A 22982-nucleotide genomic window follows, 5' to 3' on the forward strand; every position below is an offset into this window, starting at 1 on the left:
CGTGCCGCTCAGAGCTTGGCACCGGGAGGAGGGCCACCGCCCGGTGCCCATTTCTCACGATATTCGAACAGGACGATCTGCGATGCCTCCGCTCCGTTCTGGGCTTCGCGCGCAACCCAGGTATCGTCGTGCTTGTCCATGTCGGCGTCGTATTCGAAATGACAGCCCAGCGGACTGTTGAAGTACCAGAACCAGTTCGATCCGAACTTGTGACGCCCCGGACCCCAGAAGCTTTGGAAACCCTTCTTCATGAAGCGCGTACCGGCCACCATGAGCTCGGTGGGACCGCCCATGTGGAAGGCGAGATGCTCGCAACCCTTCATATAGTCCGGTGTCCGGATGAAGAAGAGTGTGTGATGGTCATCATTTGCCTTTGGTCGAAGGAAGGGGCCAGCGCCGGTGAGAATGTCCGTCACGACGAAACCCAGGCGCTCGCAGTAGAATTTCTCAGCGATTTCAATATCCGGTACAAACAACACGACGTGGCTTAGCGTGCGTGGGAGAGCCGGCATTTCTTCCCAGACGCCCAGTTCATTCGGTCCGCGCTGCGCAGGCGCACCGGGTGCGTTGATCTTCTCTGCAGGCATGTCTAGTTCGCGGCGGACCGTAACCTGAAACTTGAGCTCGAAGCCGTGATCATCCTTTACTTCGATAGATCCATTCGACAGTCGGGTAACGCGCCGATCCTTCCCAAGCTCTGCCTCGATGGCGTCGAGATCTTCGGTAGACTTTACGCCATAGACCTGCTGGCGCAGCATGTTGGACGTCGGAAGTGGTGGTGGCAATGACGGGTCGGACTTATGCCGAACAATGACGCCGGTGCCATCAAGTGTTTCAAAAAGCCCGCCCTTTTCGGTCACATCGACCGGCTTCAATCCCCATGCCGTCAGAAATTCGGTGGCAGCTGCAACGTCGTCGACTCCAAAGACCAGATAATCAGGACCCACAATATTCATTCTTCTCACTCCCCGTTGGCGGACCTGAAGTCCGCCCTGTAGATGTTGCAGATGCTCAGCCGGCGGTCGTGGAACCGCCAAGGACTTCCGCGACCCAGTCGGCGATGTAGGCCCCGGCATTGGCTGAGTTATCGAAGCTGGAATGCTGGACGCCACCGGTCCGCTCATCGAAGATCTTCAACTCGCGCTTTGGGCTGTTGACCAGCTGATCATAGGTTGCGTGCGCCCACTGAAGCGGGATCTGGCTGTCCTTTTCGCCATGGGTGACGAGGAAAGGCACCCGGATCCGGTCGAGAATCCCGTGCAGGTGCACGTTTTCGGCAATCGCCATGAAATCATCGATGTCCTTTGCGCCCCAGACCCACATCACGTGGCTCCAGTAATGCGGAACAGGAAAATTGCCTTCGCGAGCAAGGCGCTTCTTCTGGACATCTCGCCAGTCGTGGTTGGCACCCCAGACGACGCCACAGGCGAAGCGGGGCTCGAAAGCCACGGCGCGCGGGCAGTAGTAACCGCCAAGGGAAACGCCTTCCATGCCGATACGTTTGGCATCCACTTCCGGTCGGGTCTCCAACCAGTCTACCACGCGGCTTGCCCAGTGTTCGCTGTCGAAACGCGCTGTCATGTCATGCAGACGCAGGGCCTCGCCCGTGCCCGGCTGATCCACGATCAGAGAGGCAATGCCACGCTTGGCCAGCCAGGCCGGAAGACCCACAAGGAGTTTCATCTCCTTTGTACTGTCGAGGCCGTTGACCTGGACAAGCAGCGGCTGCGGCCCCTCCACACCTTCAGCAGGCACATAGAGGGCTGAAAGATGCTTGCCTTCGTAGGGAATTTCCACGCGCCGACAGGTGGACCCGGACAGCTTGAGCCCCTTCTCGAAAGCGGCAAGGAAACGCTGGTAAAGGGCGAGACGGCCCTCCGTCCCATGGGCAAGAAGTCGTTCGGCGGTCAGCATGTAGTTGGATGCGCGGATGAGCTTGTCACCGGCCGAGATCAATCGCCCGCGTGCCTCGTCCTCCTCCGCAAGGGAAACGAGCTTGTCGGCCATCTTGATCCAGGTCTCGCGAAAGGCCTGTGTGCCGGCTGCATCAGGCGCCTTTGCTGCTTCCTGCAGCGGCGCGCACATTTCTTCGATCTCTCCCATACGGGCACCCATCTCGATCGAAAGATTGACCGAAAGGTTCCACACGTAATTGGTCGGAAAGTACTTGAACATATCATCTCCTCGAAAGCGCGAAGTGCGGCGCACCCATCTGCAGGAGGGCAGTCGAGCCGCGATGCACACGGCAGCGCAGCGACCACTTATCCTCCCGGCCCGAGATGTAGCGAAAAATAAACTGTTTACAAAATTGCTTCTCTGAATGATTTGTATTTACGTTGTGAATGTCTGGGAGGGCGTCATGCGATTCAAGAATCTCGATCTAAACCTGCTTGTTGCACTCGATACGCTGATACAGGTCCGGAATGTGAGCCGGGCTGCCGAAGAGATGTTCATCACCCAATCAGCCATGAGCAATGCTCTCGGACGACTTCGGGATTACTTCGATGATCCGTTGTTGATACAGGTCGGTCGCACGATGGAACTGTCGCCATTGGCGACGTCGCTTGCGGAACCGTTGCGGGATATCATCGTCAGGATAGAGGCTGCAGTCGTCTCCACCCCATCCTTTGTCGCGGGTGAATCTACGCGCATCATGAGCCTGATCGTTTCGGATTATTCTCTCAGCACCATCATGCCGGAATTCCTGAGACTGGCATCCCGATCAGCGCCGTTCATGCAGTTTCAGTTCAAGCCGCAGCAGAATTATCCTCATGTGCTGCTCGAACGGGGGGAGGCTGACCTGCTGATCGCTCCGACGCTTTTCTGTTCGACCAACCATCCGTCGGAGGTTTTGCTCGAGGATGATCTTGTGTGTCTGGTCGCAACCAATGGTCCATTTGCCACCGCTGATCTGACGGAAGAGATTTTTCAGAGCCAGGGGCAGGTGGTGATGCAGCCGCCGAACGGAGGCGAGAGCTTTGCGCAGCGCGTCTGCACGCAGGCCGGCATCAAGATCCGGGTCGAGGTATCCACCTATTCCTTTGCGTCGATTCCACTGCTTGTTGCTGGCTCCAGCCGATTTGCGATCGTGCAACGGCGTCTGGGTGAGGCGTTCGCATCAATGGGTGATGTGAGGATCGTGCCGTCGCCTGTCGCTCTCCCAAAACTGCAACAGTCCTTGCAGTGGCACAGTTACCGAACCCGCGATCCCGCTCTTGTCTGGTTGCGGGAACAACTGCATTCCGCAGTACAGGCCATGACTGCAAGAGCAAATGGAACAGGGTGAAAATTAGAGTATTAATGTATTCATCCAAAAAATACCAAGCATTACAAATGTGGATTTTACAATTTATACCAAATTAAATAGGCAAGGTAGAGGGATGAGCACGTACTGATTCTCAATTGTATGTGTATCGGGGACGTAATTTAGTGATGCCGGAATCGTTGCTTGTGGCAACTGTGAAGGTAACATGATTTGCAAGTCATGACAGGACTTGGAGCCGTGCGCGCAATGCTATGCGCTGCGGCGTTCAATCATGCGCTTTTTCGTTTTCGTGGCCGGAATGGTCAGTGCGTCTACCACTGTCGACGCAGTTACGTGGCGTGATCATCCATTGTTTTGTTGAGGAGGAATGGAATGAGCAAAAGACATATCTTCAAATGCCTCGCCCTTGCTGCCCTGATGTCGAGTTCGGCGGTCGGCGCGGTGAAGGCGGCGGAGAATGGTAATACGCAGTATGCACCGGGTTCGCCCCAGTTTTACGCCGGTGGTATTCCTCCCTTCCCGGGGCTCTATTTCCTGTCCCAGACCAGTTACTACGCATCCGACCGGACAAACGATTCCAATGGAAACGAGGTGCCGATCAAGTTCAAGGTCAATTCGCTCGCTGAGACGATGCGTTTTCTCTACATCAGCGATCTCAAGATTGCCGGTGGTGACGTCTGGGGGCAGTTGGTCGTTCCGCTGGTTCGCCTCGATCTGACGCTGCCGTTCGGTCGTGACAAGACCTTCACGCTTGCGGATATGACCGCGACGGTCGGTGTTGCCTGGCATCTCGATCGTGCCAATACTTTCCTGGTCGGTCTCGACGTTGCCATGCCGACAGGCCCCTACAGCTCTTCGAACCTCGCGAACGTCGGTTTGAACCACTGGTCGTTCCAACCAACGATCGGCTATCACTATCTCGATCCTCAGGGTCTTGAAATTGGAACGACGGCTCGCCTCATTTTCAATACTGAGAATGAAAGCACGGATTACCGGACGGGTACCGAATTTGTCTGGGACTATGCGATTGGCTGGAACTTCGATAAGTGGCGGGTTGGCGCTGTCGGCTACTACCTGCAGCAGTTGACGGACGACAAGGGGCCTCGTGCGGCCGCTGACGGTCACAGAGGCAAGGGCTTTGCCATCGGCCCGTCCATTACCTACACGTTCAATCCTGCAATGCAGATCAGTGCATCCTGGCAGCATGACATCGTGGCGGAGAACAGATCGCAGGGTGATACGATCTGGCTGAACTTCGCGACCAAGTTCTGATTTTCTTGACAGGCCCGGTTGACGTTGTCCGGGCCTGCATCCGTCTTGAGCTGATCTCAAGACAACCGTATGGTCCTCGCATCCTGCGCTGGGACGAACCAGCTTGGCAATTTTCAAGATTCAGCTGCTGGGGATGGCGGGCTGTGTCTCCCTCGCTTTTTTGCCCGCCCTCTTGATCATCCGGCGCACGATCGCATACTGGTCAGGCGGTAACCCCGCCAGAGACTGGAATCGAGAGTGACAATGAAGCGTCAAAGCTTGCGGGAGAAAAACAAGGAAGACAAGCTGCTGCGCATCAAGAATGCCGCTTTCGACCTCTTCCTGTCCAAAGGCTTCGACGATACCACAACGCGCGAGATTGCGGCACGTGCTGGCGTCGGCATGGGCACCGTATTCGTCTATGCCGAGACCAAGAGAGACTTGCTGTTTCTCATCGTCAACGATGGACTCGAGCGATGCATCGAAGATTCTCGCGCCCGGATCAGCGTTGACAACTCTCTGCTGACCAATCTCCTGATAATCTTGAGGCGGCACTATCACTATTTCGCCGAGAACCCGGTATTGTCGCGAGCGGCGTTGCGTGAGATGTACTTCTATCAATCCGGCAAGCAGGCAGAACGGTTCAACAGGACGAGGCAAAGTCTGCGTCATCTGCTGTTCGAACTGATAGAAGATGCCCTTAGAGCGAAAGTCATTTCATCATCCGAGCCGGCGGACATCATCGCCCAGGTCATTTTCGCCATTTACCAGGTGGACCTCCGTATCTGGCTTTCTGAGGCGGAACTGGACCTCGATAGTGGAGGGGACAGGTTGAGGCGTCAGATCGAGGTCGTCCTGAACGGGCTCTCTCCTGCACCCATTGCCTTGGTGATCAACGCGGATGCGCTCGGTCCGGTGTGATCCAGGGCTGAATCTTCCGCATCGTCACACCTGCGCGTCTCCCCCAAGCGTGCTGACGCTCCGCGCCTGCCTGCATATTAGCCACTACCAGAAAAGGCTCTGCCGGACGTTACCTGTCCGGGCAGTCTCCTGATGCGACGCCTTAGGCGGCAGTCTGCCACAAGAGCACTAATTTGCTGCTGCCCATCGCCTGCATTTCCCTGCAGACGGAATTTAAGACAGCACGCAAAAAATTGAGCATGATCAAATTGACAGGAGGCAGACTCTATGTAATTTTTGATCATGCTCAATTTGCTGATGGAGGTCAGTTTCTGAGCAACCGGATGTGAGGCCGGTTTCGTCCGTGAATTCCATTGCGCGGACATCGGGAGGACTATTCGATGACCGAGACTTTAACGACGGCCAATGGCCGGCGAGGCGTTGCGCTCGCCGTGGCGCCAAACGGTGGCCGGCACATGAAAGTAGATCATGCTGCGCTCCCCATCACGCCGATGGAGCTTGCAGACTGTGCCCAGGCCTGCCTGCTCGCGGGAGCCAGCATGATCCACCTTCATGTGCGCAACGAGGCGGGCCGGCATTGTCTTGACGTGCAACGCTACAGGGCTGCGCTGGATGCGGTACGGACGCGGGTAGGCGATCGGCTCATCACCCAGATCACGACGGAATCCCTCGGTTTGTATCAGCCGGTCGACCAGATCGATCTCATTCGTACCCTCCGGCCGGAGGCGTGTTCGATTGCTCTGCGGGAGATCGCCCCGGATGCGGCGCATGAGATCGGATTTGCATCGCTTCTGGAATGGATGCGACGCGAGCGCGTGTTTCCGCAGATCATTTTGTACGATGCAACCGATGTGGTTCGATTGCAGGGGATGCGCCAGAGGGGACTTATTCCAGCGTCTGATATCCCGGTCCTCTTCGTGCTCGGACGTTATACGGCCGGTCAGCAATCTGCACCCGGAGATCTGCGCCAATTCATGGCAGTGGCGCGGCAGTCTCCCTTTGCGCACTGGACAGTCTGCGCTTTCGGTCGCGACGAGGCGGCCTGCGCAGTTGCGGCGGCGCTGCTGGGCGGTCACGTCCGCGTCGGCTTCGAGAACAACTTTCACCTGCCAGATGGCACGGTCGCAGCTGAAAATGCGGACTTGCTTCGCCCGGTTGCGGGAGCGTTGCAACATCTTGGACGCACTCTCGAAACGGCCGAAAGCCAGCGCGCCGCCTTGGAAGCGATCTGGTGATGGTGGCGAAAACCGAAACGAATGGAGAATTGTCGATGCCGATCACAGTGCAGGCCGGTGGAGAACTTGCCGGACCACGATCATTGGAAAACGCCAAGGAGTGGATGCGCGATCGTCTCGCCAAACGTATCCATCCCTTGGGATTGACCGATCCGCAGGCGACTCTCGACACCATTGAGTCGCTGCGTGGTCTGGACGGCGACAGCTGGGCAAGCGCCTGGATCGGTACTGCCAATCGCTTTCTCGAGAAGGCCGAAACGCAGATGGCGGAAGGAAACACGGCCGCGGCCCGTGACGCTTATTATCAGGCCTACGGTTTCTTTTTCCTGGGCCGTTTTCCTTGTCCGAACCATCCCGCCAAGGAAGAGGCCTATCGCCTGGAACTCGCGGCCTATGAGAAGTTCGGCGCGCTTGCCGAGCCGCCAATCGTGCCGGTCGTAGTGCCGTTCGAGGCGGAAAACGCGCTTTCCAACGAGATCCGCTTCTATCTTCGCAAACCTGAGGGTGTGGAAAAGCCGCCGGTCCTGATCATGTGGGGCGGCGTCGATGCCTGGAAGGAGGAGATGACGGAACTCTCCAACGCACTGGTCGCCCAACGCATCGCGACGATCGCCATGGACAATGTCGGCACCGGTCAATCGCCGTTGAAAGCTCGGCGGAACGGCGAAATCCAGTTCTTGCCGGTCATCGAATGGGTGCGAGCGAGCGCTGACCTCGATGGCAACCGTATCGGCCTTATCGGTCGCTCTTTCGGGGGGCATTGGGCAACGAAGCTGGCCCATCTTATTCCGGAGCAGTTGCGCTGCGCCGTCAACTGGGGCGGTGGCGTCCATTACATGTTTCAGCCGGAATGGGTGGAGGCCTCCCGCTATCCAGACAGCTATCTGATGGAACTGGTGGAAACCCGCAGCCGTATGCTGGGCGCGAAGAACGACGCCGAATACGTCGAGGGTTTTCGGGCTCTGTCGCTTCTCGACCAAGAGCTGCTGTCGAAGCCTTGTGCGCCGCTTTTGCTGGTCAATGGCAAGGAAGACAAGCAGTGCCCCATTGCCGATATCCACTTGCTTCTCGAACACGGCAGCCCGAAGTCCGTCCGGCTTTTCCCCGGCGGACACATGGGCTTTGGCCCGCATACCGTCCCCACGATCGTTTCGTGGGTTCGCAACCATCTGACCTGAGGAGGAGGAACACCCCATGAGCAACTGGCGGCTGATGATGCCGACGACCGAGGCCTATCTGCTCGATAAGGTTCTCTACGAACTTCATCACAAGCCTGATGATCTCGCGGCCTACAATCAGGACAAGGCTGCCTATCTGGCGCGCTTCAACCTCAGCCCTGACATGGCCGCGAAGATCAGCGGCAACGACGTTGCTGGCCTCTATGAGGCAGGCGTCAATCCATATCTGCTGCGCGCGCACTGCATCGGCGTGCGCATTCCCGAAGACGTATCGCTTGCGGCACTTCGCAGCCTGATGAAAGAAGGAGACGACAAATGGCTGAACTGACGGGCATTTACACCGCAAGTCATACTCCTGTGATGCTGAACTTTCCGGACCGGATTCCAGCCGAGTTGCGGACGGAAATATTCGGTGCCTATGAGGCCATGGGTCGCGATTTCGAGGCGGGAAAGCCGGATGCCCTGGTGGTGCTATCCAACGACCACCTGCATAACTTCTTTCTCGATAATTTCCCGGCCCTCTGCATCGGGGTTGGCGAAAGCTATGAAAGCCCGATCGAGCATTGGCTGAAGGCGAAGCGTCGCGTCTTTGCCGGCAATCAGGCCTTCGGCGCCTATCTGCTCCAGGAAGCTCTCAAGGCTGATTTCGATCCGAGCTTTTCCATGGAAATGGTGCTCGATCACGGTTCCCTGACTCCGCTGGAGCTTGCAGGGCTCGATCCGGATTTGCCCATCGTGCCAATCTTGTTCAACTGCGTGCAGCCCCCGATGCCGACCATGAGACGTTGCTACCAGTTCGGCAAGTTCTTGGGCGATGCCATCCGCCGTTACGACGGGGTGGAGCGCGTTGCAATCCTCGCCACCGGCGGCATCAGCCACGATATCGCAACGCCTCGTATGGGGATGGTCAATCGGGAGTTTGATGAAAACCTGCTACTGCTCCTGGAAGCAGGCGATCCGGATGCGGTGGTGAACTTTGCTACCGAGCAGGTGCATACGGCCGGAAATGGCGCTGAAGAAATCCGTATGTGGATGGCGGCAATGGGAGCCGCGAATGGCTTGCCATTCCGCCGCGCTTACTACCGTGCGGTCAATGATTGGTACACGGGTATCGGTATCGGTCATTTCGGCCAAAGCGAACTGGCAGCATCGGCGGGCGGTCATGGCTGATCGTCGCAAGGCTCTCATCATCGGCGGCGGCATCGCGGGCATGTCGGCTGCAATCGCCCTGCGCGAAGCCGGCCTGGAGGTTCACCTCTGCGATCAGGATCCGCACTGGCGGGTCTACGGAGCGGGCATCACGATTACCGGTCCTACTCTGCGGGCGATGGGACGGCTTGGCATCCTGAACGCCGTGCTCGAGCAGGGCTATGCGGCAGACGGGATAGACATCTGTTCGGCAGAGGGCAGGCTTCTGTTCCAACTGGATACCCGTAGCAAGGCGCTTGGCGCGATACCGAGTGCCGGTGGGATCCTGCGCCCGGTCCTGCATAAGATCATGTCGGAACGCCTGCTGGCTCTGACCCCCACGGTCATGCTGGGGGTCACCGTGGACGCGATAGAATGGCATGGCGACCTTGCTACTGTGCGCTTCAGCAATGGTGCCTCTGCGACATACGATCTCGTCGTCGGAGCCGATGGCATCTATTCGCGTACCCGGCAGCAGATGTTCCAAGACGCACCGGTTCCCCGTTACGCGGGCCAGATGTGTTGGCGTCTCATGATGCCGCGCCATCCCGATATCAAGCGCCGGACGTTTTTTCTCGGTGGCCCCGCGAAGGTTGGGCTCAATCCGGTCGCACCGGACCAGATGTACATGTTCTACCTGGAAGCCCAGGCGCAGCCGGTCTGGCGCGAAGAGGAGAACCTGCATGAGGTTCTGCGTGAACTTATGCAAGACTATGGCGGTGTGCTGCAGGAGATTGCGGAGGGGTTGACGCGGACCTCCAACATTATCTGCCGTCCGCTGGAAACAGTGTTGGCCGGTGAAAGCTGGGTTTTCGGCAACGCCGTACTCATCGGTGATGCGGCCCATGCCACCACACCGCAGCTGGCATCCGGTGCCGGCATGGGCATCGAAGATGGGCTTGTCCTCGGGGAGGAAATCGCACGGCACGACCATGTGCCGACAGCGCTAGAGAACTTCATGCGTCGACGCTACGACCGCTGCAAGCTGGTGGTGGACTCCTCTCTTGAAATCAGCCGGCTGGAGCGAGAGCGGGCAGCACCGCAGGCACAGACCGCCATTGTGGAAAAGGCGCTCGCCGCGCTTAGCGAGGAGTTCTGAGCCATGTTCCTCGATATTGATGGTCATTGCCAGCACGTTGCCCTCTATGGTTCAGAAAACCATCCAGCGCTGGTGCTCCTGCATTCGCTTGGAACCTGTCACGCGGTCTGGGAGCGCCAGATCAGGGCCTTCAGCAAGTCGCATTTCGTTATTTGTCCCGATTTCAGGGGGCACGGGCTGAGCGAGGTTTCACGGACACCTGTGACTGTCGAGGCTCTGGCGGAGGACGTGGTTGCCATTCTTGCCGCGATCGGCGTCAACCGGTTCGATCTGGCGGGAATATCGATCGGCGGGCTCGTGGCGCAACGAGTGGCAGCAACATTGCGGGAAGAGGTGCGGACCCTGACTTTGCTGGATTCCAACATTGTCAGCCTCGCTCCCCAAATGTGGAAAGATCGCGCTGCCAAGGTTCGAGCCGAGGGACTTGCCGCCATCGAGGAGGCGGTTCTCTCACGCTGGACCACGCCGCAGGGCAGGCGCAGCGAGGAGGGACGAGGCCTCGCCATGATGCTCGCTCGAACCCCATCCGAAGGCTATGCCGCCGGTTGTGACGCACTGGCGCTGGCCGATTGTCGTGCCTGCGCCGCAAGCCTCATCATGCCGGTCACCGTCGCGGTCGGAGACCTTGACGAGGCGACGCCGCCGCAAGCTGCACGAGCCTTGGCCGACGCCATTGTCGGTGCGCGTTTTGAGATCATCGAGGGTGCTGCGCATATCCCCCTTTTTGAGCGGGCAGATGCAGTGAATGCGATCTTGCGGGGTTCGGTCGAGGGAGGCTGAGCCGCAGACTTTCACCGCGGACTGGCGTCTTGTCCGGTCCGCACATTGATGAATGCATGGTCATCGGGAGGGAAACAAATGACCGACAATATCGTCGCTGCCGCGGCGGGCCAAAAGCCGCCTAGTGTTCTGGACGCATCAAACCGTCCTGCGATTGGTGCAACCTTTGCTGCTACCGTGGGCCTTGTCTTCGGGCCCAGCACATTCCTGCTTTTCGTCTTCGGGGTGTTTGTCGAGCCTTTGTCAAAGACCTTTGGATGGTCCAAGCCTTCCATTCTCTTTGCGGCGACCATAGTCTCACTGATGATCATGGTCGTATCTCCCCTGCAGGGTTATCTCATCGATCGCTTTGGGGCGCGACCCATCGTTCTATCCTCCTGCCTCGCCTTCGCGTTGGGCCTGGGCGGTATGTATTTCCTGAGCAGCAATATCAGCAGCTTCTACATCATGTATGGCCTTCTGCCGCTGTTGGCCATCGGGCTGTGGCCTGTATCCTATCTTCGCGTCGTCTCCACATGGTTCGAGAAGAGGCTGGGGCTCGCAATCGGGATTGCCAATGGCGGTATCGGCCTTGGCGCCGCCATGCTGCCGCCCATTCTCACTTACATTATCCTGAACGGCTCGGTGCAATGGGCCTATGTCAGCCTGGGTGTGATCGTTTTGCTGGTCGTGTTGCCGATCAATGCCCTGCTGCTATACGAATCTCCTGAAACCCGTCCGGCGCGCGGCGTTGCGAGCGCTTCCAACGAGGACTTCAAGAGCCTGATCAAAACTCAAACCTTTATTGTTCTGACACTTGCCTTCTTCTTCCTCGGTTTTGTCAACACCGGTCTTGTCACCAATCAGATCTCGCTGCTGATCGATGGTGGTGCAACTCCCCAACAGGCCGCCTTCGTCCAGGCCGTCTTCGGACTTGCCGTGTTGATCGGCCGCTTCCTGACTGGCGTTCTTCTGGATTATGTTTCCGCCAAACGCCTAATGAGCGTGGTCTGCATTGGTGGCGCGGCCGCCTGCCTGCTTTACGCCATGGGTCCCGCGGGTGCGATCGTCTATCTCTGCGCCATCCTGATTGGCATGGTTTATGGTGCCGAGTTCGATGTGTTAAGCTACATCATCAAGCGTAGTTTTGGTCTTGCCTCCTTCGGGCGCGTCTACGGCACCATCTTCGCGGTATTCCAGCTTGGCGCCGCTCTGGGTGCCACACTCCTGCCGCTGAGCCGCACGCAGTTCCAGAGTTATGGTCCAGGCCTTGCGGTCTACGCCGCTGTCCTTGTTCTCAGCGGCATCCTGTTCGTTGTCCTCAAGGATCGTGTCGGCTCTGAAAAGGCTGTCGCCTGACCGTCCGGTTGCGATTGGCAGGGGCATAGTTCTGTAGGTGTTTCTCTAACCAGGCAAGGAGCGGTGGGCGTCGCCCGCCGCTCTAATGTTCGATCTTGTCACCGTGCGAGAAACAACGGATCGGACAAGGCTTAAATCGGTATGCTGAGCAAAGGCTGGATCAGTGGATTGGGGAAGCGTCGCTTGATGGTCACGGCATAAAAGGATTCGACCATTCCGGGCAAGGCATCGAACTCCACCAGCGTGCCTGCCTCCAACTCGCCCTTGACGACAATCGGTGGCAGTACGGCAAGGCCTGCTCCCTCGCGTGCCAGAAGTCGCATCATTGCCATGTCGTCCACTTCGGCGGCGATTTGCGGCGTGATACCAAGCCGCGCAACAAGCGCTTCGAACTGTGCGCGGACGCCGCTTTCCAGCGTCGGCAGGATGACGGGATGTGTTTCCAGCAGATCCGCCAGGCCTGCACCCGGTTGCCCGTAGGAGGGTTTGCCAATCAGGCCGATACGTTGCTGGTAGACGTGTTGCGCGATAAATGGCGTGACGGAATCGGCCATCGGTGGCTGGTTCAGAAGTACGATGTCGAGGTTCAGCGTCTCCAGTGCGCGCAAGAGTTCTGCGGTGCTTCCCGAACGCAGGATCATATCGACATCCGCACGTCCAAGAATCGGGCGAAGGAATTCGATCTGGAAGTTGCGAGAGAGCGTCGCCAACGCGCCAATGCGGATGGCCCGGCGATTTCTGCCGGTTTCTTTCAGCGTCTCGACCAGTTCTTCGCCAGCCGCGAAAATGGTGTCGGCACGGTCAAGCGCGATGCGCCCTGCCTCTGTGAGATAGAGTTGTCGCCCCCGCCGCTCGAACAGCGCATGCCCGAGCCTTTCCTCCAACTGCTTGATTTGAATTGACAATGCCGACTGGGAAAGGTTCAGCCGCTCGGCTGTGCGCGTCAGGTTGCCGTCATGGGCGACAGCACGAAAATAGCGAAGGTGATGATAGTTCAGGTCAGACATCATTCTATTTTATAGAACGTTTTTGAAGAAACAATGTATTTTTATTGCGATCACGTGCCTGATAACTCCTCTGTGAGCCGCCCCTGTGACCTCCCAAACAGGGGGCAACGATCGGAGAAATGCCATGATCCATGCTCTGCCGCTTCTCGCACCGCTCTTTCTGGCCGGTGCCTCCTGGTATGCCTTCCGGTCGCCCGGCCTTCGTCCACGCCGCGCCATTCGTTTGGCCGAGCTTGCCGCTCTCGCCGCCATCCTGGTTGCGATCCTGTCTGGCGTCGCGCTTTACGCTTATGGTCCCGGCACCAGTCCGGCGATCGGTTACGGCTATGTTGCGCTGGCAAGCAGGCTCGATCTCGTCAGCCTCGTCATGCTGCTGCTTGTCTCCTTCATCGGCTGGGTGGTGTTGCGCTATGCTGGCACCTTTCTCGATGGCGAGGAAAGGCAAGGGCCCTTTACCGGTTGGATGACGGCAACGCTTGCAGTAGTCCTGCTGCTTGTCCAGTCCGGCACGCTTTTGCAACTGGTGCTCGGCTGGGTCGGAACCAGCCTGCTGCTGCACCAGCTTCTCCTATTCTATCCGGACCGCATTGCGGCCCGTCGTGCCGCGCGCAAGAAGTTCATCATTTCCCGCATCGGCGATGTCGCTTTGGTCGGCGCGGTCATCCTGCTCGCCATTTCCTTCGGGACAGGTGACATAGCTACCATCCTTGCTGCCGCGCGGGAAGGCGCTGGCCTGCCACTGACCGTAGCTGGCGCTGCACTCCTTGCCGTGGCGGCACTGTTGAAGTCCGCCCAATTCCCCACGCATGGCTGGCTGACGGAAGTGATGGAAACGCCCACGCCCGTCTCCGCTCTCCTGCATGCGGGCGTCGTCAACGCCGGTGGCTTCCTGCTGATCCGGTTTGCGGATGTCATGCTGCAGGCGCCAATCGTGCTGGCAGTTCTGGTCATGGTCGGCGGCTTCACCGCGCTCTTCGGCAGTCTGGTCATGCTCACCCAGTCGGCGGTCAAGACATCGCTCGCCTGGTCGACGGTGGCACAGATGGGCTTCATGATCCTGCAATGTGGTCTGGCACTCTTCCCCATCGCCCTCCTGCACATTGTCGCCCATTCGCTTTACAAGGCCCATGCTTTCCTGGGGTCCGGCTCGGCGGTGGAAACGGTTGCTTCCATCCGTCGGCCGGGGCCGGTCGCGATCCCGAGTGCGAAGGCCGTGGGCCGGGCCTTCCTGCTGGCGCTTGCCATCTATGCGGTGATTGGCGTGCTCTTCGGCTTTGCGGACAAGCCACCGCAGGCACTGGCGCTCGGCGCAATCCTCATCTTCGGCGTCGCCTATCTCATCGCACAGGGGCTGGCGGATGCCGCCCCCTGGGCGCTCACCTGGCGCACCTCGCTGTATTCCATGTCAGCGGCCACGGCCTACTTCGCTCTACAGCGCATCTCCGACCAGATGATGCATGGCACGCTGCCTGCAACGCCCCAACCCGGCCCGCTTGAGTGGACCCTGATGCTGCTCGCTGTCGTCACCTTCGGCATTGTGGCCGTGGCCCAGTCTCTGTTTCCGCTCTGGGCCTATCATCCGGCAGCGGCGGGCCTGCGTGTCCACCTTGCCAACGGCCTCTATGTGAATGCCATTTTCGATCGCCTGCTCGGCGGCTGGACCCTTACTCGCCCTGTTTCCGCAACGCCTGCTGCCAGCAAGGAATAAACCGATGACCGAGACGACAATTGATACGCTCCACGGTGAAGCGCTTGCAAAGGCGGCAGATCAGGCTGTCCGCGCCATCCCCCCGGCCTGGCCTCTGACGGCGACTGTTGCCGTCAATCCATTCCTCGGCCAGATCAGTGAGACCTTCGAGCAGACCTCCGCGCGGCTGGCGCGCATTTGCGGCGTGCGCCTTGCGCTGCCGCGTGCCCATTATGCCGAAAAGATAAACAAGGGAGAGATCACGGACGAAGATCTCATGGCGGCTCTGCAATCGAGTGCTGCCGCCAAGGGGCTCGATCTGTCGGCGCTCAAGTTGGCGCTGACAACGGAGCCGCAACCTGCTGTATCGCTGCCCACCATTGCCGAGCTTGCCGCACAGGCAACGGGGAAAGATTGGCCGGGTTTGGTGAGCGAGCGGATCGGCGCCTTTGCTGCCGGTTTCTTCGATCAGGGACAGGCGCTCTGGGCCGCGTCGCGGCGCAATGGTCTCTATGCCGCATGGCGCGCCTTTGCGACCCATGACCTGACACCGGAGATCCTTGGCTTGAAAGGCTTCAGCATCCATGTCGATGAAACGCCGGAAACGCCGCAGGGTGCGATCGAGCGGGCAGCCGTCTCTCTCGGCCTTGGGGCTGAGCCGGGAACCTATTTCCATCAATTATTGCTAACCCTCGGCGGCTGGGCGCAATACGCCCGTCATATCCACTTCAAGGCAGAGGTGGAAGGTCGCACGGATACGACGGCGCTCGAACTGCTGGCGATCCGGCTCGTTTTTGAAGAGGCACTTTATGCCCGTCACAAGGCGGCCATCGAAGGACAATGGCAGCGGATCCGCCGCATTCATGCCGAGCCGATTTCGATCGAACGGGACACCGTGATCGATGGCATTCTGCAGCTTGCTGCGGAGCGTGCCGCTCAAAGGCGGCTTTCTGCCACGCTGGCCGCACCGTCTGCTGCTAAGGTTGTGGAGCTGCGGCCCATGCTTCAGGCGGCCTTCTGCATCGATGTGCGTTCGGAGGTCTTCCGCCGTTCGCTTGAGAGCATTGATCCCGCAATCCGCACGCTGGGCTTTGCTGGCTTCTTCGGGCTTGGCGCAAGTCACAAGGGTTTTGCGTCTGATGTGTCCGAGCACCGCTTGCCGGTCCTGCTGAAGCCGTCCGTCTTCACCTGCAGCGCGGTCGATCACGATGAGGAGGCCGATCGGCAAGCCCGGTTTGGTGCCCGCGCCGTGCGTGCATGGGGCCGGTTCAAGCTTGCCGCCGTCTCATCCTTCGCCTTTGTCGAAGCCATGGGGCCTGTCTATGCCGGCAAGCTCCTGCGCGACGGTCTGGGCTTTGGCAAAGGCCGTGGGCCAGATAAGGCAAAGCCTCGTTTTGCTGCGGGTCTGGATCTTGATACACGGGCGGTGTTTGCCGAAACGGTGCTGAAGGCCATGTCTCTGACCGAGGGTTTCGCGCGTTATGTTCTGATCTCGGGCCACGGCGCCAATGTGGTCAACAATCCCTATGCCAGCGCGCTGCATTGCGGCGCCTGCGGCGGCTATGCGGGGGATGTCAATGCGCGCCTCCTTGCCGATCTCCTGAATGACGCCGAGGTTCGCCGGAAGCTTGTCGAGAAGGGTATCACTGTTCCGGCAGACACTGTTTTCATCGGCGGACTGCACGATACGACGACCGATAGTATCACGCTGTTCGAGGAGGATCTGGCTCACGATATCCGGGCCGAGGATCTGGTACGGATCCGGCAGTGGCTGCGGCAAGCGGGCCAACTGACCCGGGCAGAGCGGGCGCGGCGTCTTCCACGGGCAACAGCCGAAAACGTCATGGCACGCGCAAAGGACTGGTCCGAAGTTCGGCCTGAACTCGGGCTGGCCGGGTGCCGCGCCTTCATTGCCGCTCCCCGGGCGCGTACAGCTGGGCGGTCGCTGGAGGGGCAGGCTTTCCTGCATGATTATGTCTGGAGCAGGGACGAAGGCTTCAAGGTGCTTGAGCTTATCCTCACGGCCCCGGTCGTCGTGGCCAGTTGGATCAGCCTCCAGTATTTCGGTTCGTCGGTCGCCCCCTCGCTGTTTGGCGCCGGAAACAAACTGTTGCACAATGTCGTCGGCGGAATCGGTGTCGTCGAGGGCAATGGCGGCAATCTGCGCGCTGGCCTTCCCTGGCAGTCGGTGCATGATGGCGAAGGTTTTGTGCACGAACCACTGCGGCTGACCGTTGCCGTCGAGGCGCCAAAGGAAGCGATTTCCGACATCCTGCGTCGCCATCCACAGGTTCGTGCGCTTTTCGACAATGGTTGGCTTTCTCTCTTTGCGATTGACGACCAAGGTCAACTCGGCTGGCGCTATGAGAGAGATGGGATCTGGAATTCGGTGCAGGTTGACAGCCATTCGCAGCGACGGCTGGTCGGTTGAGATGAATTCTCGGAGGATCAAGGGGCTTGCCGCTGCTGATACATCTTGCAAAACTCGCCCCGATGGTCGGAAAGGATTCACTTGATGTTTACCACATGCACGTGGCTCAACGAGCCGAAAGTGTGGTCTCTCACCGGAGAAACGCTTCACGTAACGACTGACAGCAAAAGTGATTTCTGGCGGCAGACGCACTATGGCTTCACGCGTGACAGTGGGCATTTTTTCGGGGCCACATGCGAGGGCAGCTTTTCCGCCTCATTGCGCGTGAAGGCTCGCTACGAGTCTCTCTACGATCAGGCAGGAATCATGGTCCGCATCGATGAAGCGCGTTGGATCAAGGCCGGGATCGAATGGACAGATGGAGCAGCGTGTATCGGTAGCGTCTTGACTGTCGACCAGTCGGACTGGTCGACAGCGGTCTACGCCGGAGATGCCACGGACATACATCTGCGTGTGACCGTTGATGCAGGTGTGTTGAAGCTTCAGATGTCGGATAATGGGCATCGCTGGCAGTTGATGCGCCTGTGCCCGTTTCCCCTTGCTCGCTCATACACAGTGGGCCCCATGTGTGCACGCCGGAGCGGGAAGGGCTGGACGTGAGCTTTTCCGAGTTCCGGGTCGGCCCGCCGCTCGGCAAGGATCTCCACGATCTGACCTGACTAGGATTGCAGTCAGCCCTGCTTCATGTTCTGTCGAAGCGATTATTTTGAAGCAGAGGCGTTCCTACATGGCCTGACCGAGCCAGCGGAGGGGCAGTTCCCCTCCGCTAGTCCTGCGCTCAACTGTTCAGACCGCCTTTTTCAAATCCATGGTCTTCGGTTCGTAGGCGCGGCCAAAGCGATTATTGAGCACATCCTCGAGCGAAATTTCTTCCTGGCGCACGAAGCCTCGCTGAGGAAGCCTGCCATTCGCCAGCAGATCCAGGACGGTCGTGATGCCGGCGGCGGTCGTGATCTGGATTGCACTCATTCTCTTTCCGGCCACGACGCCAGCATACACCTTGTTGGCATAGCTCTCTTGCAGATATCTTCCGTCCTTCCAGCCGCACACAGTCACGAAAATCACCACCACATCCTGCATTGTGGCAGGCAGCGCATTCTCGAAAAGATCCTTCAGAACATCGCGTCGATTTTTCAGGTTGAGGTCGTTGAGCAGCGCCTTGATGATCGCCTGGTGACCCGGATACCGTATCGTCCGGTAGTTCATGGTACGTACGCGTCCCTCGAGGCTTTTGGCGAGTGTGCCGAGCCCTCCGGATGTATTGAAGGCTTCGTAAGTCACGCCATCCAGGGAAAACTCTTCGCGCTCCTCCATGGCGGGAACCATGACGAATTTACCCTCGACGATCGCTTCGCAAGGCTCGATATATTCGTTGATCAGCCCGTCCGTGCTCCAGGTAAGATTGTAGTTGAGCGCATTCGACGGATATTGTGGCAGCGCGCCAACGCGCATGCGTACGCTTTCCAGACTGTCGAAATTCTTCGCAAGGTCATTTGCGACGATGGAGATGAAACCCGGTGCGAGCCCGCATTGCGGTATGAATGCGACGTCGGCGTCTTGCGCCAGTTGCTCCACCCGTTTTGTCGTGGCGACGTCTTCGGTAAGGTCGAGATAGTGAACGCCGCTCGCCTTGGCAGCCTCGGCGATCAAGCCCGTGAGATTGAAAGGAGCGGCAGAGAGCACAGCGAACTTGCCGGTAAGGGCTCCTATAAGTTCCGCCCGGTCCGAAATGTCGAGCCTAATCGGGGCAATCGCAGGATGCTTGTCCAGGTTTGCCAGCTGCTGTTCGTTACGATCGGCCACCGTGACCTGATAGTCTCCTGTCGATGCCAGCATGAGCGCGATGGCCCCACCGATCTTGCCGCCACCAATAACAATAATGTTTTTCACCGAGCGTCCCCTTCAGATTTCAACATTAGAAGTGTGCAAGGAGAGACTGTTGATTCATAGCTAGATTATGAGCATTATGTGGTATCAAATTCTGCAGAACGCCGATCAATCTGATCATAATGATGTTTCGATGCTGACTGAAAAAGATCGCGAGCTTCTGGCACTTCTCGGCGAAAACAGCCGTATCCCTGTAGCGACTTTGGCAAAGAAACTCGGCTTGTCGCGAACTACGGTTCAGGCGAGGATAGAGCGGCTGGAACGTGAGGGTGTGATTGCGGGCTACGGCATCCGTCTGTCAGAACAGTATGCCTCCTCGCTCATCCGCGCCCATATCCTGATTACGATTGCGCCCAAGGCCCTGTCACAGGTCGTCCGTGCGCTTGATAGGTTGAAGCCGGTGACTACTCTTCATTCCGTCAGCGGCAGCTTTGATCTCATTGCGCTTCTCGCCGCGCCATCCATTCTCGAACTGGACCAAGCCATTGACGAGATCGGGACCATCGACGGCGTGGAGCGGACGCTGTCTTCAATCATACTTTCAACGCGAATTGCTCGGTAGGCGCGGAAAAGCAAGCTTGTGCCTTTGCTCACCCTTCAGTGCTGATCGCTGACGCGCAGATTGTGAACCAGCCTGGCAAGCCAGTCCACGAATACCCTGACCTTGTTCGACAGGTGACGGGTCTGCGGATAGACGATATAGAGCGCCAGGCTCTCGCAATGCCAATCCCGCAATACCTCGACAAGTTCTCCTCGCGCCACAGCGTCTCGCACCATGAAACGCGGTGACTGCACGACGCCCAGTCCCGCGATCGCCGCATTGACATAGGAGCGCGCATCGTTGACCGAGACTAGATAGCGCGGACTGATCTCGATCTTTTCCTGACTGTTCTGAAATTCTGCCGACATGACCCTGCCAGAAGTTGCGTTGAGATAACCGACGGAGAAATGATCCTGCTCCAGATCTCGCGGATGCTGCGGTTCACCGAATTTCTGGATATAGTTGGGTGCCGCATAGGCGTTCATGGCAAGTTCCCCGACCTTGCGTGCAATCAGCGACTGATCGGTTGGAGTGCCTGCCCGAAGTGCGCAGTCAACGTTCTCCGCAATATAGTCAACAAGGCGATCACCAACCCCGATGTCGAGCCGGATCTGCGGAAAGCGGTTATGAAAATCGCATAGATTGGGCAAGACGAGCAAATCCGCGAAGGCACCTGCCATCTCCACGCGCAAGCGGCCGGAAGGTTGGGCTTGCGAATTCGACATGCTCCCATCTAGCTCATCGATCTCGGACAGGATTTGCTGCGCGCGCTCATAGTAGAGGGCGCCGTCGGTGGTGACCATCACGCGCCGGGTCGTGCGGTTGAGAAGCGTCGTGCGCAGATGCTGCTCAAGGCCCTGTACCATGTTCGTCACTGTGGTCTTGGGCATGTCGAGCGCGGCGGCAGCGCGCGTAAAATTGCCAGTTTCCACGACGCGCACAAAAACGCGCATTGCCGAAAGCTGATCCATGGGCGTGCCTCATTGTTCGGATTTTGCGAATAGTGATGCCCAAGAGGATGACTTGTGCAAATTTCGCCGAACAATAATATGCAACGGTACACTTTAGCAAGCGCGGTCTCATGCCGACCGATAGGATGCCTATGACCGATCGTTGGGAAAACATTGGAGTGAATGGCCCTCTGACGCCGCCTATCCCAATGCGGCTCTACGGAGAGGTGTCGAAAACCAAGGGTGCGCCAATCGTTCTGTATTTTCGCGGTGATGCGTTTCAAGGACGCAGCATGTCTCAAGCTGAGCGTCCGGTTGGGACAGCGCTGGTTGCGGCGGGTGCGACTGTCATTGAAGCCGATTATGCGCGCGGCTCTGACAACCGGTTTCCGCAGGCCATGGAGCACGCGTTCATGGCCTTGGCCTACCTTAGCACCAAACGCAAGCTTTATAGTGGCATGAACAAATCCCTGCTCTTTGTTGCCGGGGAGGAAGCCGGGGGCAATATTGCCGCTGGCGTTGCCTTGAAGGCGAGGGACGTGTTGCCGGGGGATCTTTCCGGGCAGCTTCTCCTGTCGCCGATGATTGATCCGATGATGACGTCCGAATCCTTTCGGAGGGCGGACGAAATCGGGATGGCCCGTCGATGGGCTGAAGGATGGAGCCACTATTTGGGGAATGCTTGCGGTTCCCAGCATCCCTATGCGGCGCCTTGTATCTGTTCGCGGCTTTCGGGTGTCGCGCCTGCACTTGTTGTGACATCAGACGACGACCCCTTGCATGATGAGGTGGATGGATATGCGGATCGGCTGGCAGCCTCAGGTGTCTCGGTTACCAAAAAGATTTTCCCGCCTGCTCTTGAATGGCCCGATGTTTATCGAGGCGAGAGTGGCAGGTGGATGGACGTCTTGCGCGATGAATTCGCGAACTTCGTCCACGTGTTGAGTGAATAAAACGAATTGCATTGAGGAATGAAGGCGACCGACTCCCAGGGTCGCAAGGAGAGTAACAATGATATCGAAGTCCAAAAGCTGGGCCCTGTGGGGCACCGGAGCGGTTGCGGCCGTCCTGCTTGCAGGCGGATCGATCTATCTGGATCTGTCGCAGTCAGCAGTCGCAGCACAAGCGACGGCAGCTGCCGCGCCGCCACCAGCCGTTCCGGTAACCGTAGCAGTCGTCAATCCGCGAAACGTCACGACGTGGCAAGAATTCTCGGGGCGCCTTGAAGCCGTTGATCGCGTTCAGGTCCGCCCGCGCGTCGCGGGTGCCATACAATCGGTTCATTTCCGGGAAGGTGGTCTCGTCAAAGCTGGCGACCTTCTGGTGACGATCGATCCCGAACCCTATCGTGCCGAGGTAGCGCAGGCCCAGGGGCAGGTGGCTTCGGCTGAGGCAAAGCTTGAGTTTGCAAGCTCCGAACTCGAGCGTGGAAAGAGTCTCGCGGCCAGGAACACGATTTCCCAGAGTGATCTGACCCAACGTCAAAGCGTACAGAGCGAAGCTCTTGCCAATCTGCAATCGGCAAAGGCTACTCTCAAGACCGCGCAACTGAACCTGGATTATACGCAAATCCGGGCGCCGATTGCCGGTCGTGCGGGCAAGCTCGAGATTACTGTCGGCAATCTGGTGGCGGCAGGTTCTGCTTCCGCGCCTTTGGTCACATTGGTCTCCAGCGATCCGATCTATGCCAGCTTCGATGCCAGTGAAGAACTGGTGGCACGCATCCTTGCCGATCTTCCGGTCGCAAACGGCGTTCCGACAATCGATCAGGTTCCGGTGGAAGTTGTAACCCTCGCAGCCGATGCGCCGGTTCGCGGCAAGCTACAATTGATCGACAATGAAGTGAATGCCGCAAGCGGTACGATCCGGGTTCGGGCAGTCTTCGACAATCCCGGTTCGAAGCTCATTCCCGGCCAGTTCGTGCGCGTGCGTATGGGGCAGCCGAAAGCGCAGGATCATTTGATGGTCAGCGAAAAGGCTGTCGGGATCGACCAGGACAAAAAATTCGTCTTCGTGGTCAACGGTGAAAACAAAGTCGACTATCGGCAGGTAGAGCTTGGTTCTGCAGTCGATGGTTTGAGAATCGTCGAAAAGGGCCTCAATCCGGGCGACCGTATCGTCGTCAATGGTCTGCAGCGCGTTCGCCCCGGTGTCGTCGTCGCGCCGCAGGACGAAGCTCAGGTCGCCAACAAGTAAATCGCCGCGCGCGCAAACGCACGTCTGT

Annotated in this window: 20 protein-coding genes and 1 pseudogene; 16 read left to right on the forward strand and 5 right to left on the reverse strand. The window is 58.4% G+C overall.

Annotated features, from left to right (window positions below; genetic code table 11):
• Positions 1–8: 8 nt before the first annotated feature.
• Positions 9–956 (reverse strand): VOC family protein, encoded by a 948-nt coding sequence (locus G6N80_RS01585; RefSeq protein WP_165130802.1) that lies wholly within the window; start codon positions 954–956, stop codon positions 9–11.
• Between the two features lie 55 nt (positions 957–1011).
• The gene (locus G6N80_RS01590) at positions 1012–2175 is read right to left on the reverse strand and encodes an alpha/beta hydrolase family protein (RefSeq protein WP_165130804.1); all 1164 of its coding nucleotides are present in this window, start codon (positions 2173–2175) and stop codon (positions 1012–1014) included.
• Positions 2176–2359: 184 nt separating this feature from the next.
• On the opposite strand from G6N80_RS01590, the gene G6N80_RS01595 reads away from it, so the two are divergent.
• From G6N80_RS01595 to G6N80_RS01640, 10 genes are all read left to right on the forward strand, one after another.
• Positions 2360–3286: a LysR substrate-binding domain-containing protein gene (locus G6N80_RS01595; protein ID WP_165130806.1), complete on the forward strand. Its 927-nt coding sequence runs from the start codon at positions 2360–2362 to the stop codon at positions 3284–3286.
• Between the two features lie 351 nt (positions 3287–3637).
• The gene (locus tag G6N80_RS01600) at positions 3638–4537 is read left to right on the forward strand and encodes a SphA family protein (protein WP_165130808.1); all 900 of its coding nucleotides are present in this window, start codon (positions 3638–3640) and stop codon (positions 4535–4537) included.
• A 243-nt stretch (positions 4538–4780) separates the two neighbouring features.
• On the forward strand, positions 4781–5437 hold the full coding sequence (locus G6N80_RS01605; RefSeq protein WP_062556830.1) for a TetR/AcrR family transcriptional regulator: 657 nt from the start codon (positions 4781–4783) through the stop codon (positions 5435–5437).
• Positions 5438–5817: 380 nt separating this feature from the next.
• On the forward strand, positions 5818–6672 hold the full coding sequence (locus tag G6N80_RS01610) for a beta-keto acid cleavage family enzyme (RefSeq protein ID WP_165130810.1): 855 nt from the start codon (positions 5818–5820) through the stop codon (positions 6670–6672).
• Between the two features lie 35 nt (positions 6673–6707).
• Positions 6708–7850: an alpha/beta hydrolase family protein gene (locus tag G6N80_RS01615; protein WP_165130812.1), complete on the forward strand. Its 1143-nt coding sequence runs from the start codon at positions 6708–6710 to the stop codon at positions 7848–7850.
• A 16-nt stretch (positions 7851–7866) separates the two neighbouring features.
• On the forward strand, positions 7867–8178 hold the full coding sequence (locus tag G6N80_RS01620; protein WP_062556828.1) for a subunit of meta cleavage enzyme: 312 nt from the start codon (positions 7867–7869) through the stop codon (positions 8176–8178).
• The gene (locus G6N80_RS01625; protein ID WP_062556827.1) at positions 8166–9020 is read left to right on the forward strand and encodes a DODA-type extradiol aromatic ring-opening family dioxygenase; all 855 of its coding nucleotides are present in this window, start codon (positions 8166–8168) and stop codon (positions 9018–9020) included. Before G6N80_RS01620 ends, G6N80_RS01625 begins: the two co-directional genes overlap by 13 nt.
• The gene (locus G6N80_RS01630) at positions 9013–10137 is read left to right on the forward strand and encodes an FAD-dependent monooxygenase (RefSeq protein ID WP_165130814.1); all 1125 of its coding nucleotides are present in this window, start codon (positions 9013–9015) and stop codon (positions 10135–10137) included. The genes G6N80_RS01625 and G6N80_RS01630 overlap by 8 nt, the downstream gene beginning before the upstream one ends.
• A gap of 3 nt (positions 10138–10140) precedes the next feature.
• The gene (locus G6N80_RS01635) at positions 10141–10917 is read left to right on the forward strand and encodes an alpha/beta fold hydrolase (protein WP_165130816.1); all 777 of its coding nucleotides are present in this window, start codon (positions 10141–10143) and stop codon (positions 10915–10917) included.
• A gap of 78 nt (positions 10918–10995) precedes the next feature.
• Positions 10996–12255 (forward strand): MFS transporter, encoded by a 1260-nt coding sequence (locus G6N80_RS01640; RefSeq protein ID WP_062556824.1) that lies wholly within the window; start codon positions 10996–10998, stop codon positions 12253–12255.
• Positions 12256–12386: 131 nt separating this feature from the next.
• Here the strand turns inward: G6N80_RS01640 and G6N80_RS01645 are convergent, their stop codons facing one another.
• A complete protein-coding gene (locus G6N80_RS01645) occupies positions 12387–13262 on the reverse strand; it encodes a LysR family transcriptional regulator (protein ID WP_062556932.1) in 876 nt (291 codons plus the stop codon).
• A 124-nt stretch (positions 13263–13386) separates the two neighbouring features.
• Between G6N80_RS01645 and G6N80_RS01650 the strand changes: the two genes are divergently transcribed.
• From G6N80_RS01650 to G6N80_RS01660, 3 genes and pseudogenes are all read left to right on the forward strand, one after another.
• Complete coding sequence (locus G6N80_RS01650; RefSeq protein WP_165130818.1) at positions 13387–14970, forward strand: proton-conducting transporter transmembrane domain-containing protein; 1584 nt, start codon at positions 13387–13389, stop codon at positions 14968–14970.
• 4 nt (positions 14971–14974) lie between these two features.
• Positions 14975–17380, forward strand: a complete 2406-nt coding sequence (locus tag G6N80_RS01655) for a YbcC family protein (protein ID WP_165130820.1) — start codon at positions 14975–14977, stop codon at positions 17378–17380.
• Positions 17381–17464: 84 nt separating this feature from the next.
• A pseudogene (locus tag G6N80_RS01660) lies at positions 17465–18039 on the forward strand (DUF1349 domain-containing protein).
• Between the two features lie 127 nt (positions 18040–18166).
• Here G6N80_RS01660 and G6N80_RS01665 read toward each other — a convergent pair.
• The gene (locus G6N80_RS01665) at positions 18167–19270 is read right to left on the reverse strand and encodes a saccharopine dehydrogenase family protein (RefSeq protein ID WP_165130822.1); all 1104 of its coding nucleotides are present in this window, start codon (positions 19268–19270) and stop codon (positions 18167–18169) included.
• A 130-nt stretch (positions 19271–19400) separates the two neighbouring features.
• Here G6N80_RS01665 and G6N80_RS01670 point away from each other — a divergent pair, with 130 nt between their 5' ends.
• Positions 19401–19829 carry an Lrp/AsnC family transcriptional regulator gene (locus tag G6N80_RS01670; protein WP_062556931.1) on the forward strand — a complete coding sequence of 143 codons (429 nt, stop codon included), beginning with the start codon at positions 19401–19403 and terminating at the stop codon, positions 19827–19829.
• Positions 19830–19864: 35 nt separating this feature from the next.
• On the opposite strand, the gene G6N80_RS01675 is transcribed toward G6N80_RS01670, so the two are convergent.
• Positions 19865–20779 (reverse strand): LysR family transcriptional regulator, encoded by a 915-nt coding sequence (locus G6N80_RS01675; protein WP_165130824.1) that lies wholly within the window; start codon positions 20777–20779, stop codon positions 19865–19867.
• A gap of 131 nt (positions 20780–20910) precedes the next feature.
• On the opposite strand from G6N80_RS01675, the gene G6N80_RS01680 reads away from it, so the two are divergent.
• On the forward strand, positions 20911–21711 hold the full coding sequence (locus G6N80_RS01680) for an alpha/beta hydrolase fold domain-containing protein (RefSeq protein ID WP_062556818.1): 801 nt from the start codon (positions 20911–20913) through the stop codon (positions 21709–21711).
• A 58-nt stretch (positions 21712–21769) separates the two neighbouring features.
• Positions 21770–22954: an efflux RND transporter periplasmic adaptor subunit gene (locus G6N80_RS01685; protein WP_165130826.1), complete on the forward strand. Its 1185-nt coding sequence runs from the start codon at positions 21770–21772 to the stop codon at positions 22952–22954.
• Positions 22955–22982 lie beyond the last annotated feature (28 nt).

It is taken from the genome of Rhizobium rhizoryzae (genome assembly GCF_011046895.1).
In the GTDB taxonomy this organism is placed as follows: domain Bacteria; phylum Pseudomonadota; class Alphaproteobacteria; order Rhizobiales; family Rhizobiaceae; genus Neorhizobium; species Neorhizobium rhizoryzae.